The following is a 12,693-nucleotide window of genomic DNA, read 5'->3' on the forward strand; positions in this document are numbered from 1 at the left end:
GGAAAGGCTACCCTTCATTCAGGGTAGCTCTTTCGCATATTTATTCCAAGTTCACATTAAGCTTGTTTCCTTTGTTGCTTTTCTTCTTGTAATTCATCATACCAACGTCCGTGATGGTCCTTTGCATACTCTTCAGTAACATCCCCTTTTGTAATACCTCTCATTGAAGGGCGAGCAGTTACTAGAGACATATAAATATGACCAACAGCGACAGCGACAGCTAAGCCGAGGCCGATATTATGGATTGGGTATGCCCACCATAAAACTGCAGATGGGAAAAATGCTGGAAACCACATTACTAACCCTGAACTAATTAGCATAAGTGTTGTTACAATCATTAACCAAGAATTTATTTTTTCACCAGCATTAAAGAAGTCTTGTTTCGGAACCTTCGCTTTTAGTCCGAAGAACTCTCTTAAAAATTGTGGGAAAAACATTAAATCATGCTTTTTCCAAGAGAATATATTTTTCATCCAATTTTTAAAGCCTTTGAAATCAAAAATGATCATGATGAATAGAGGTAACATAAATGCCACCGCAGCGATTCTGTGCACTAAGCGAGCACCAGCTGGTCCACCAAAAACAACATATAGCCAGTCAAAAAACTCCGTGTACATAGGAAGGGCTGAAATATATAGAGTAAAAAATGCAATTGCATTTACCCAGTGAGCTACGATAAAACCTTTATTGAATCGTTTAATCGTTTTTGGGGTTTTTTCATTACTCATGATCCTGACCTCCTTCATGTTCACCTTTTCCTTTATTAATCGCAGTAGAAATCGCTGCACCAATTACTGCCATCGTTGTTGCACCTAGCATCATTTTCCCAAGTGGCTGTGCGTAATCCTTCCAAACAATTTGGGAAAGAGCAACCTTTGGATCTTCTGGAAGGCCATAAACAGTTGGCTTATCTGCAAGAAGATAAACTGTCGTTGTACCTTTAATCCCTGGTGGATTGTAAATATTTGCATTAGGGAAACGTTCTTTAATTTTTGCTAAACGCTTTTCAGCTTCCGCTAACACTTTTTCCTTCTCATCATAAACTAAGCAGTTTGTGTGGCAAGATGTTACACATGCAGGTCTTAGTCCTTCTTCTAAGCGACCTGTGCAAAGGTCACATTTTTGTGCTTTACGGTACTCTTTGCCTTTGTCATCTACATAAGTCGCCAGTTGGATCACACCAAATTGACAGTTATTCACACAATATCCACAGCCTACACATTTATCTGCATCGACAACAACAGAACCGAATTTTGTGTGGCTAATCGCAGTCTCTGGGCATGCTTTTTCACAGAAAGCTTCTCCGCAGTGATGGCAAGATTTATGTCTAAACAACCATTCAAAATTACCGTTTGCCGTTACTTGTTCGTCATAGGTAATGACATTCCAAGTATTTGCTGTAAGTGTGTTATGAGATTGAATACTACCTGTGAACTCCTCTGGTTGAGCAGGAAGGTCATTCCAGTTTTTACACGCCACCATACATGCACGGCATCCGTCACATTTCGTCACGTCAACAAATTTAATATAATCCGCCATTATTTCGCCCTCCTAATATCACAAAGGAACGCCTTAAATTCAGGAATTGTTGTGTTAGCATCTCCAATGTTTGGAGTTAAGACGTTGGCAGTTGCACCTGTTGCAATTCCGTTATAACCGAAATGCCACGGCATACCAATATGGTGAACTGTTTTATCTTTTAGCTTATAAGGCTTAAAGCGTTTTGTGATCAATGCATATGCTTCAATTTCACCACGGGCTGACGAAACAATTATTCTATCTTTATAGGCAATACCCTTTTCTTTTGCAAGCTCTTCACTAATTTCAATATACATATGCGGAACAAGCTCAGCCAACCAAGGAACATTTCGAGTCATACTGCCTGATTGCCAATGCTCGGATACACGGTAAGTCGTTGCAACAATTGGATATTTAGAAACATCGCCTTTAACATTTGTTGCTTTTTCACCGAACTGAACAGCTGGGTTTAATTGAACACTAGAGAATGCATTGGAAATTGGATTTTCATACGGCTCGTAATGCTCTGGGAATGGTCCCTCATTAATACCCGCGAACAATCCTCCTTTACCACCTGCAATCATAATAAATGGATCTATAAATGTTGGATCATCCGGTCCTTTTGTTGCTGCGAAATCCGGAATGTCATTTCCCTTCCATTTCCCTTCAACAGGATTCCATTCTATCCCTACTCGATCTTTACTCCATGCTTTTCCATTCAAGTCGGCACTTGCACGGTTATATAAAATACGGCGATTTGCTGGCCAAGCATACGACCAGTTCAAGAAATTACTCATGCCTTCATTCGTGTTATCCCGGCGCTTCGCCAGATTCTCATTTTCAGGATAGAAGCCGCAGTAAATCCAACAGCCGCTGCTCGTTGATCCATCATCCTTTAAATCTGCAAAGCCTTTAATTTGCTGTTTCGTTTTCACATCATAACCGTTTATTTCACGGCAAACTAAGTCGATATCTGGATGATCGGATTCACCATAATTCCAAGTCAAAGCTTTCAATGGCATATCAGCAGGATTCGGACTGTTTTTGTACAGCTCTTTAAGACGACGTGCTAGCATATGAACTATTTCTAAGTCGGCTTTTGACTCACCTTTTGGTTTAATTGCCTGCCAGCGATACTGCATCCAGCGCCCAGAATTTGTTACCGAGCCTTCTTTTTCATAGGATGAGCATGCTGGAAGGAAAATAACTTCCGTTTGAACTGATGCTGGATCAGATCCTGCTTCTTTTTTCCAGAATGAAGATGTTTCTGTTTCAAATAAGTCAATCGACACCATCCATTTTAAATTGGCTAGTGATTTAATAGATTGGCTTGCATGTGGTCCCCCTACTACCGGGTTGGCACCGAACATCATTAATCCTTCAAACTCTTTACGGTACATGGCTTCAAATAATCGAATATAAGAATAATCTTTGCCAGCACCTAACTTTGGCATAAAATGATACCCAAATTCATTTTGCTTTGTAGCATTGTCACCATAGAATGATTTCAACATGCTCGTAAAGAATTTCGGCTTATTTGTCAAATAACCAGCCTTTGGTGTAATGCGATCAAGGAATCCTTGGTACGTTACATCAGCGTCAGTCGGCACTTCCATATAGCCTGGGACGTTATGGTAAAGCAGACCAAAGTCTGTTGAGCCTTGAACATTTGATTCCCCACGAAGCGCATTCACACCGCCCCCGGCAATCCCTATATTCCCCAACAATAGTTGGAGAATAGCGTAAGAACGAATATTTTGTGTACCAACTGTATGCTGAGTGCCTCCCATTGCATACAGAATTGTACCTGCCTTTCCTACTTCTCCTGTTGAAGCATATGCTTTACAAATTTCTTTATAGGTTTCTTTATCGGTGCCTGTTACACCAACAACTGTATCAATATCATAGCGAGAATAGTGCTTTTTCATAAGCTGGAAGACACAACGAGGATCTTTTAATGTTGGATCCTTGATAATTTTGTCTTCCTTGTCCTTTTTAAAGCCCCATTGCTTTTTATCGTATTTTCTTGTTTTCTCATCATATCCATTGAAAATACCATCCTTAAACGAATATTGATCATCAACGATATAAGAGGCATTTGTATAGGATGATACATATTCTTTATGATACAGCTCATTTTCAAGAATATAGTTTATCATCCCGCCAATGAAGGCGATATCAGTTCCAGAGCGGAGCTGACCATAGGTACTAGCCATCTGCGATGTTCTAGTATAGCGCGGATCAACCGAGATAAGTTTTGCGCCTTTTTCAATAGCCTTAGAGATCCATCTAAAGCTGATCGGGTGATTCTCAGCAGGGTTCGCACCGATGACCATTAGTACATCGGCATACTGAAGATCATTCCAGTGATTTGTCATTGCGCCACGACCGAATGAAGGTGCCAGACCGGCAACCGTTGAACTATGTCATATTCGGGCCTGGTGCTCGATATAAGTTAACCCTAGACCGGCACGAAATAATTTTTGCAATAAATGACATTCTTCATTATCAAGAGCCGCTCCGCCTAAATAGGCGATTGCGTCTGTTCTATTCACGGTCACGCCATTTTCCTTATGAACAAATGTACGATCACGCGTTTCTTTAATATTTTTAGCAACTTTATCAAGTGCCCAGTCCCAATCTACCTCTTCCCATTTATTACTTCCTGGAGCACGGTACATTGGTTTTGTTATCCGTTTTTCAGACGTATAAACTTGACGTACTGTTGTTCCTTTACTACATAAGGTCCCTTCATTGATTGGATGATCTGGGTCACCTTCTGTATAAATAACATCGTTATCTTTCGAGTAAACGAGTATTCCACATCCTACTGAGCAATATGGACAAATAGTAGATGTTGGTTTTAATTCTGCAATTTTAAAATCTTTTGACTTTGCTCTTGCCTTCTTATCGTCAAAGCCTAGTTCAACCACAGCAATCGTAGCCGCTACAGCACCAGACAATTTTAAGAACTGCCTTCTAGTAAAATCCATGCTTTCTCCCCCTTTTTTCATATATAGGATCTATTTAAACCAAATAATATGGGTAAACCCCTAAATTCTTTCTTCGAGGTCATTGATGACCCTTCCAAATGATGTATAAGGAATAGCCATTCTTCCCCTTAAATAACCAACCACTTCGACATTTAAAAATTTGGCTAATTGAATAGCTTGTTTTGTTGCTGCTGTCCGTGAGCCGATAACAGCAAATCCAAACTTTGCTGCTTTAGAAAGCATTTCATAGGAAACGCGTCCTGTTGTCAAAAGAAGCAACTCCTTCGGATTACAGCCTGTCCGGATGGCATGACCAATAATTTTGTCCACAGCGTTATGTCTGCCTATATCCTCTCGAACAGTTATTTCACCATTTGCATGAACGATACACGCACCATGCATGCCTCCTGTTTCCGCATACAATGGAGAGTTTTTGGCAAATTCGCTTCGCTTCTTCAAAATATAGCTTAATAGATAGGTTTTTTCTGACTGCACCTTAGAAAACGTTTTCACATCTGTCATCGAGAAAAATGTGACTCCTCTTCCACAGCCAGCTGTATAATGCTTCTTCTTCGAAAACATTATTTCTGGATCAAAACCATCCTTAAGGGAAACTTCAAGTATTCCTGTCGTTTCATCATAATGAATGGACCTTATATCCTCTCGACTAGCAATCATACCTTCTGAAAACAAGTATCCGTATGCCCAATCTTCTAAATCGTGATTCGTTAGCTGAAAAACAGCCATTTCATATCCATTGATTCTGAGAGTTATAGGAAACTCTTCTGGGCACCCCTTTTTATTCATTGCTTTCTCTCCTTTATGTGGAATGCACCTCTTTGTATTCTAAGAAGGAATACTATATTATTCCGTGACTAAAGTCACAAAAAAGTAAGACTATTGTGTAATTATTATGTTGCTATAGTTTAAATTATTGGATTAATAATAGTTCGGTTTCATCTTAACTGCCCGCGAATAAACAAACAGTAATATTTATCACATGCAGACAGTGAAAATGTTAATAACTTCTGATTGTTCACAATATGTTCATTTTTAATTTGTGAATGATTTGTGTCTTCATAGAATGTTCAAATTTATAGGATAGAGAAAATTAATCAAATCTTAATAATCCCCCCCTATACTGAAGGCGAAAATTAGTAATATTTTTCAAATCCTTGAAATGACAATTTCCAAATAGGAAGGGAGATTACCATGAAGAACAAATTATTTCTATCATCTGTTCTTGCCATTGCTACACTGTTAGTTGTGGGATTTTCCATAACTTTTTTCGTTGTGAAAGATTCAGATAAAAATGTAGCAGTAGATTCACAAGTAGATAATGAAGACAGCCAAGACCCTTCGGAAGAAGTGGCTAAGCATCCATATGCTCCTCCAAGTCTTGACGATGTTCCTGAAGGAGAAGAAGGGGAATTGATTAAGCTTGGCTACAAATACGCAACGGAAACTAGCACAGCATTAGATGGGTATGTTGGAAACACATTAAACTGTGCAAGCTGTCATGCTGATGGGGGATATGGAGGCTCACTAGACCTAGTTGGTATTTCAAAAACCCATCCACAATATAATCCTAGGGCTGGTAAAGAGGTTACACTTGAAGATCGGATTAATGGCTGCTTTAAAAGGAGTATGAACGGGAAACCGCTTCCAAAGGATTCACAAGAAATGAAAGCGATGGTTGCTTTCTACGATTACATCTCACAAAATGTCCCTGATGGAACAACTGAAAGGCCTTGGGCAAAATTAAAAAAATCTGAAGCAGATATTGAGAATGTTGATATTGAAAATGGAAGAGAAATATACAATAAAGCCTGTATCTCATGCCATGGAGAAAATGGCGGCCAAGGAACTCCGCTTGCCCTTTGGGGAGATGATTCTTATAATATCGGAGCTGGAATGGCCAGATTAAGAACATCAGCTGGATTCATTCAAGAATATATGCCAAAAGCAGAGGTAGGCGGATATGCACCAGGCTCACTCACAGATGAAGAAGCAATGAATCTTGCTGCATATATTAATTCACAAATGCGCCCAGATTTCCCTGATAAAATTTATGATTGGCCAAATGGCGATGCACCAGATGATGCAGCATACGAAACACTTGCAGGGAAAAAGACTGATAACGCTGAAAAGAAATAAGAAAAGCGCAAGCGCCTTCGGAACAATCAAAGAACAGATTGTTCCTGCGTTGTCTATTCGTGAAGCTTTCCTTTATGCTCACCCCCGACAAGCATAAGACAGGCCGACAGGAAGGTTGTTCTTTAACCTTCTTGGCGGACTGGCTTACGACCTCGAGGTCGACAAAAGCGCGACGTCCTGTCGCATTGTCGACACTAGTACGTCCTGTACGTCGGGGGTAGGCGCTGGAGCTAGACAATTCTCTAACTCGAGAAAAGTTATACTTTCTTATCTTTAAAGTAAAGAGGATATGATTGACTAGAACCCGGATTTATCCGGGTTTTTTCATTTTAGTGAACAATTCATGATATAACCCAAACAAGGAAGTATTTTCTATATAATAGAAATGATTGATATTAAAAAGTCTACAAAGGAATGTGATCTTTTGATGGAAAAGCTAAGAGGAAAAACTGTTCTTATCGTAGAGGACGAGGAACGAATCAGAAGATTAATAAAAATGGCTTTAACAAAAATTGGCTTTGAGGTATTAGAAGCAGCAGATGGATTTGAGGCAAAGGAACAATATTTAAAATACGACCCTTGCTTTATCATTTTAGATATTATGCTTCCTGGAATAAACGGCAAAGAGATTTGCTCCTGGCTTCGTCAAGATTTAAAAAGCAATGTACCTATTATTATGCTCTCCGCCATCCATACTGAAAAGGACAAAGTGGAAGGATTGAAATTAGGTGCAGATGATTATATGGCAAAACCTTTCAGTCTTGACGAATTAACAGCAAGAGTCGAAACCGTATTAAGAAGAACGGCGAACAGATGCAGCAAAATAAGCTATCGAGGATTGACTCTAAAGCCGATTGTCGGTATGGCCAAATTCGAGGATGCTGTACTTGATTTAACCCTTTTTGAATACAAATTGCTTTATCAATTTATGACTCATCCAGATCAAGTATTCTCAAGAGAACAATTGATCACACTCGTTTATAAAAACGAAGAAAAATTGATTAATGAACGAACCGTTGATGTTCATATTAAAAATTTGCGCGAGAAAATCGCCCAATATTCAGAGTATCCCTTTATCCAAACGGTCAGAGGCATTGGGTACAAGTTTACGACATAAATAAGGAAAACATCCTTCCAAAAATAGAAGGATGCTAGATTTCTTTCCTTTGAAAATAGGTGAAGCCTGATAGAAAAAACAGAACTAGACTTCCGAGAATAACAATCATCAGAGTTTCCATTGGCACATTCAGTGCACCGAAGCTTTCCTCCGTTGTTGGCATCATAGCTAAAAAAGGCTGTGCCCACGGATAGTAAGGTCCAAATTGCTCTGAATTCACAACCAAAATATTAGGCAGCGTAAAAATGACATTGATCGCAAGAGGGGCTGCAAAGCTTGACCAAGCAACAGAGACAAATAGCTGCAGTGCTACAAGAGGAAGACTTGCAATCCAGCCCCCAACTGCACTTGTTAAGATCATTTTCCAAGGCAATGCCCCCTCGAATCCTTTTAGCTGCCCGACAAGAACTAACCCTCCAGCAAATAAAACCTGTGTGATGGCAAGTAAGCCGATCACAATAAGGAACTTCGCGATATAAACATTGCTGCGTGAAACTGGCATAGCTAGAAGCTGCTTCCAACCGCCTCCAAGATGTTCATAACGACAAACAAATGCTGAAAAAACACCTGTTAACAAAGGGAAAAATAATAACGCATGTAAAAAAGACATGGCACTTAAGGTTATCTCCCATTTATAAGGGGTATCTTCAACCGACTGCCCTAAGCCCGCTAAAGTGGCTAACACCGGGCTAATAAACATTAACAGCCATATAGATGATTTCCTTAGCTTTAAAAATTCTGATCGCAACACTTTCCCCATGCTATTGCACATCCTTTCTGCCAAAATCAATACTGCCCATTAAGTAGATAATGAGCCCTAAGCCCAATCCAGCAAATACTGAATAAATCGGGTCACCCCATCCATTTTCCAAAGATGGCCATTTCCAAGGGAACCAATCTGGGAAGTTAAAGGACATCATCGATAAAATGGTGCCAACAATTCCTACGACCAATGGAATGGCTTGGTTTTTCATTGTAATGGACAACCAAATCTGGAAAGCAACGAAAGGCATGGCCGCCAAATAAGGGAAGTATGCCATTTTTAGCAGGGAAAGAAAAGGAATCTCTGTCCCGAATTTCAGAATAATACCTAAAATAATGACTCCTATGAAGAGCAGCGTGCTTGATGCAAAAAGTAAAACGGCGGCTAAAGTAAATTTACCTGTAAAAACTCTCAGCTTCGATACAGGTAAAGCTAACAGCTGCTTCCACGAATTCGTTTGATGTTCAATGCCGGCAATCATCGATGCAATGATCGTTAATCCGAGCATAAGAGCTGGAATGGCTAAATAACGAGCTTCGCCAATTAGTCCTCCCCACAAATCGTCTGCATAGAGCTTTGTTAAATAGTCGTAGCGAAGACCAAAGTTGACTGCTTCTAATGCCACGACTCCAAAAGGCCCAAGGAAAATTAAAAACCAGATCATTTTTCGTTTTATTTTTATCAAATCTGAAGCGAAGGTCTTTAACATTAAAGACTCCCCTCCCCGCTTGTTAACTCTAGGAAAATATCTTCCAATGATTTTTTCTCCTCCTGAACTCGAAATACGGAGAAACGGTTATGAATAAGCTCCTCAACAACAGTGGAGACAACTTCATCAGAGGAATGCGGCAAATAGATCTGCTTATTCTCCATCTCTGCTTGAATGCCTTTTGAAAGAAGCATTCTCCATGCTAGTTCAGCTTCGTTCACTTTAATCGCAATTTTGCTTTTCGACCTTTGCCTTAAAGCTTCAATGGAATCTTGAAAAATCATTTTCCCCTTTGTAATAATTCCTACCTGGGTAGCCATTTGATCCATTTCGGAAAGTAAATGGCTCGAGACTAGAATCGTAATTCCATGCTCCTTAGGCATGCTTTTAATCAATTCTCTAATTTCAAGAATACCTGATGGATCAAGGCCATTTGTCGGCTCATCTAAAATCAGCAATTCCGGTTTGCCTAATAATGCTGCTGCAATCCCTAATCTTTGCTTCATTCCTAGGGAAAAGCCTTTAACTGGTCTCTTTGCTTCCTTCGATAATCTGACAATAGAAAGAACTTCATCTATCCTTGATTTCGGAGCGTCTAGTAAAATACGAATCGCTTCTAGATTCTCGTACGCCGTTAAATGACCATAATAGGAAGGATATTCAACTAATGACCCCACTTTCTTTAATACTGAAAGCTTTTCTTTTTTCATATCCTTTCCAAAAATTTGAATAGAACCATATGTAGGCTTCGCCAGTCCGAGAAGCATGCGGATCGTTGTCGTTTTTCCAGCTCCGTTCGGTCCTAGAAATCCGTAAATTTCACCCTTCTTAATTTGAAGGTTCACACTTTCCACTGCATACCGATTCTTAAATTTTTTCGTTAATTTATTTGTTTCAATAATAAATTCACTCATCCTTATCACCTCGATTACCATCTTAACCAGCCTTGGTTAAAAAGAAGGGTGGATGAAGTTTAAAATTCGTTTAAAAAAAGAGTCTATGTTAAACTTCCCTGTTGATTTCCGCTGCAGGCACTTAGCGATCGCGGGCGGTCCGGAAGCCTCCTCGTCGCTACCGCTCCTGCGGGGTCTCCCTTTGACTCGCTTCTCCCGTAGGACATTGAATAATCTTCCCCGAATAATCACCGCACGAAGGAAATGCGAATGCATTTTCGAGGATCTCGTGCCTGCAGCGAGAATCAACAACAAAATAGCATTATCAACACTGAGCTTTAACACAGCCAAAAAAGAAAAAAAAGCCGACAGCGTCAGCTTTGTTCTTTCCTACTTATTCGAATAATAGTTCCGGTTTCTCCAGTTTGAATATCCCAATGGAGCTTCATATCTTTTAGCATGAGAGAAACAATGGAAAGCCCAATTCCTGCTCCTTTTCCTGCCGATTTCCCGCTCATTCCTGGACCGTGGTCGGCAATGATGATTTGCTCCTTCTCCACGTCTACCTTCACACCAATATACTTCCCTTCAATTGCATGACGGTTGATGTTTTGGAAAAAATTATCCAGTACACGTTCCATCCATTGTGAATCGATGTCCCAATGAAAGGATTTTTCTGGGAATTCAATTTCCAGTTGAAAGCCCCTATTTTCAAACACTGGATACCATGCTGCAAAGGAGGTCTTCACTAGACGGACGATATCCGTTTTTTTCGGATTGTATGGATACTTTCCCGAAGTGAGTAAGGTATAGGAAAGTAGATTTTCTATTAATTCACCAAGATAATTTATTTTGCTATCGATTAAATCGAGAGACTCCTTCCCCTTTTCACTTAACACTTCTTTTTTCAAACTGAAAGCATGGCCTCTTATCGTAGTTAGTGGTGTTCTTAAATCATGCGATAAATTCGCTATTAGCTGTCTCCTTAGCGCCTCTTCTTCTTTTTCACGGAGACGGCTGCTTTCAAGCTGATGAATCATTTCATTAAATTCTATTTCCAATTGGCCAATTTCATCTTTCTTGAAAACACTAATTGGATCAGGAATACCGTTTTCTGCCGGACTTGACATGGCCTGCCGCAGCCTCAATAGACGCTTCCTAATTCTAGAAAAGAATATCCATGAGATGAAAATAAAGATCGTTAATACGACCGCAACTGAAGGCATAATCCAATAATCATACTTATCCGCTATACTATCCCCTGTTGTTTCCATTGCAGACCGAGGTACCTGCATAACCATAAAGCCTTCTTCTTTTTGCTCACCAATTAATGCTACTACAGTAAAAGGGTCAACGCTTGATCCCCGGTTTTTTTTCATAAAATCTATAGTATGAGATGGTGACCATGACGACGGTACAGTTGCATTTTCCGGCAGCTTATATTTCGTTTGACCTGTTTCATCCACCCAATACATTGTTGCTTCAGAATATTCTGTTTGAAGCCTCTTTAATTTTTCATTTATTTGCTCGTCTGTAGCACCTGCTAAGCTTTGTGCTTCTGCATGCCACATTGATTCTAAATCGATACCATTTTGATATTTATTCGATTCCTCTGTACCACTAAATTGAGTGTAAAATAAGATTGAAATAAGGAAAAAGGAAATTGGCAAAATTAAAATGGCTAGAAATATAATTAATAAATATTGGTTCAATAAAGAGTTTTTCAGTTTCATTGCTTCACCCTGTAGCCAATTCCCCTAATGGTTTCGATTATTTCAGGAGTACCTGGGTTTATTTCTATTTTCTCACGGAGATATCGAATATGAACCATCAGTGTTTTATCGCCTTCTAGATAAGGCTCACCCCATACTGATTCATAGATTTGTTCCTTCGTTAAAATTTGGTTCGGATGACGGAGGAAGTGCATGAAAATCTGATATTGCTTACCCGTCAAAATAATTTCCTCTCCTGTACGCTGATCCTTAAACGTATTTTCGGAAAGATTAACTTGAATATGACCAAGATGCAGCTCATTTGAAAGTGATAGACCTGATCTTCTTAGCAACACCTCAATCCTTGCAGCCAATTCGTCTGGATGGAAGGGCTTTGTTAAATAGTCATCAGCAAATTGTAATCCTTGCAGCTTATCATCTACAGCTGTACGGGCTGATAGCATTAAGATTGGGATTTGAGGTGCCTCTTTTTTTAACCGTTGGCCTACTGTAAAGCCATCAAGGCCAGGAAGCATCACATCAAGTATGACAAGGTCATGATTGGCTACGATTTTCTCAGACCCATCCCCTGATTTTAACCATTGAATCTCAAAACCTCGTTGCTCTAAATCTTCCTTTACCCAGCTGCCAATCTCTAAATCATCTTCTATGTATAGAATTCTCCTCATTTTTCATCACCTATCATTATCATAGAGAAAATCAACTGGAAATTAAAGAATCATATTTTAAAGTTTCTCCCCAAAGTGAATATTGTTATAATTAGAAAAAGATTAACCTTATCTTTATGCTATGTTAAAATTTCCCTGTTGA

The 12,693-nt window shown here is 39.5% G+C and carries 11 protein-coding genes; 2 read left to right on the forward strand and 9 right to left on the reverse strand.

Annotated elements, in window-relative coordinates; genetic code table 11:
• Positions 1 to 56: 56 nt before the first annotated feature.
• Genes FSZ17_RS22300 through fdhD form a run of 4 tightly spaced genes read right to left on the reverse strand, consistent with a single transcriptional unit; the run spans position 57 to position 5,318 of the window.
• Positions 57 to 728, reverse strand: coding sequence for a formate dehydrogenase subunit gamma (locus FSZ17_RS22300; protein WP_057772715.1), 672 nt, complete (start codon positions 726 to 728; stop codon positions 57 to 59).
• Positions 721 to 1,539, reverse strand: a complete 819-nt coding sequence (locus FSZ17_RS22305) for a 4Fe-4S dicluster domain-containing protein (protein WP_057772713.1) — start codon at positions 1,537 to 1,539, stop codon at positions 721 to 723. The genes FSZ17_RS22300 and FSZ17_RS22305 overlap by 8 nt, the downstream gene beginning before the upstream one ends.
• Positions 1,539 to 4,511 (reverse strand): formate dehydrogenase-N subunit alpha, encoded by a 2,973-nt coding sequence (gene fdnG / locus FSZ17_RS22310; protein ID WP_146846573.1) that lies wholly within the window; start codon positions 4,509 to 4,511, stop codon positions 1,539 to 1,541. Before fdnG ends, FSZ17_RS22305 begins: the two co-directional genes overlap by 1 nt.
• Positions 4,512 to 4,571: 60 nt before the next feature.
• Positions 4,572 to 5,318 carry a formate dehydrogenase accessory sulfurtransferase FdhD gene (gene fdhD, locus FSZ17_RS22315; RefSeq protein ID WP_057772707.1) on the reverse strand — a complete coding sequence of 249 codons (747 nt, stop codon included), beginning with the start codon at positions 5,316 to 5,318 and terminating at the stop codon, positions 4,572 to 4,574.
• Between the two features lie 405 nt (positions 5,319 to 5,723).
• Here fdhD and FSZ17_RS22320 point away from each other — a divergent pair, with 405 nt between their 5' ends.
• Both FSZ17_RS22320 and FSZ17_RS22325 read left to right on the forward strand, forming a co-directional pair.
• The gene (locus FSZ17_RS22320) at positions 5,724 to 6,668 is read left to right on the forward strand and encodes a c-type cytochrome (protein WP_057772705.1); all 945 of its coding nucleotides are present in this window, start codon (positions 5,724 to 5,726) and stop codon (positions 6,666 to 6,668) included.
• Positions 6,669 to 7,095: 427 nt separating this feature from the next.
• A complete protein-coding gene (locus FSZ17_RS22325) occupies positions 7,096 to 7,785 on the forward strand; it encodes a response regulator transcription factor (RefSeq protein ID WP_057773185.1) in 690 nt (229 codons plus the stop codon).
• A gap of 34 nt (positions 7,786 to 7,819) precedes the next feature.
• Here the strand turns inward: FSZ17_RS22325 and FSZ17_RS22330 are convergent, their stop codons facing one another.
• The 5 genes from FSZ17_RS22330 to FSZ17_RS22355 form a co-directional block, all read right to left on the reverse strand.
• Positions 7,820 to 8,545 (reverse strand): ABC transporter permease, encoded by a 726-nt coding sequence (locus tag FSZ17_RS22330; protein ID WP_057772703.1) that lies wholly within the window; start codon positions 8,543 to 8,545, stop codon positions 7,820 to 7,822.
• Between the two features lies 1 nt (position 8,546).
• Positions 8,547 to 9,257: an ABC transporter permease gene (locus tag FSZ17_RS22335; protein WP_057772701.1), complete on the reverse strand. Its 711-nt coding sequence runs from the start codon at positions 9,255 to 9,257 to the stop codon at positions 8,547 to 8,549.
• Positions 9,257 to 10,171, reverse strand: coding sequence for an ABC transporter ATP-binding protein (locus FSZ17_RS22340; RefSeq protein ID WP_057772699.1), 915 nt, complete (start codon positions 10,169 to 10,171; stop codon positions 9,257 to 9,259). The genes FSZ17_RS22335 and FSZ17_RS22340 overlap by 1 nt, the downstream gene beginning before the upstream one ends.
• Positions 10,172 to 10,524: 353 nt before the next feature.
• A complete protein-coding gene (locus FSZ17_RS22350) occupies positions 10,525 to 11,883 on the reverse strand; it encodes a sensor histidine kinase (RefSeq protein WP_057772697.1) in 1,359 nt (452 codons plus the stop codon).
• On the reverse strand, positions 11,880 to 12,551 hold the full coding sequence (locus FSZ17_RS22355; RefSeq protein ID WP_057772695.1) for a response regulator transcription factor: 672 nt from the start codon (positions 12,549 to 12,551) through the stop codon (positions 11,880 to 11,882). Before FSZ17_RS22355 ends, FSZ17_RS22350 begins: the two co-directional genes overlap by 4 nt.
• Between the last annotated feature and the right edge of the window lie 142 nt (positions 12,552 to 12,693).

The sequence above is a fragment of the Cytobacillus dafuensis genome (assembly GCF_007995155.1).
Lineage (GTDB): Bacteria > Bacillota > Bacilli > Bacillales > Cytobacillaceae > Cytobacillus > Cytobacillus dafuensis.

What these genes read in the sequence shown, in the direction of transcription:
- FSZ17_RS22300 (WP_057772715.1), bottom strand. Translation starts at nt 728, where the DNA reads ATGAGTAATGAAAAAACCCCAAAAACGATTAAACGATTCAATAAAGGT.
- FSZ17_RS22305 (WP_057772713.1), bottom strand. Translation starts at nt 1,539, where the DNA reads ATGGCGGATTATATTAAATTTGTTGACGTGACGAAATGTGACGGATGC.
- fdhD (WP_057772707.1), bottom strand. Translation starts at nt 5,318, where the DNA reads ATGAATAAAAAGGGGTGCCCAGAAGAGTTTCCTATAACTCTCAGAATC.
- FSZ17_RS22320 (WP_057772705.1), top strand. Translation starts at nt 5,724, where the DNA reads ATGAAGAACAAATTATTTCTATCATCTGTTCTTGCCATTGCTACACTG.
- FSZ17_RS22325 (WP_057773185.1), top strand. Translation starts at nt 7,096, where the DNA reads ATGGAAAAGCTAAGAGGAAAAACTGTTCTTATCGTAGAGGACGAGGAA.
- FSZ17_RS22330 (WP_057772703.1), bottom strand. Translation starts at nt 8,545, where the DNA reads ATGGGGAAAGTGTTGCGATCAGAATTTTTAAAGCTAAGGAAATCATCT.
- FSZ17_RS22335 (WP_057772701.1), bottom strand. Translation starts at nt 9,257, where the DNA reads ATGTTAAAGACCTTCGCTTCAGATTTGATAAAAATAAAACGAAAAATG.
- FSZ17_RS22340 (WP_057772699.1), bottom strand. Translation starts at nt 10,171, where the DNA reads ATGAGTGAATTTATTATTGAAACAAATAAATTAACGAAAAAATTTAAG.
- FSZ17_RS22350 (WP_057772697.1), bottom strand. Translation starts at nt 11,883, where the DNA reads ATGAAACTGAAAAACTCTTTATTGAACCAATATTTATTAATTATATTT.
- FSZ17_RS22355 (WP_057772695.1), bottom strand. Translation starts at nt 12,551, where the DNA reads ATGAGGAGAATTCTATACATAGAAGATGATTTAGAGATTGGCAGCTGG.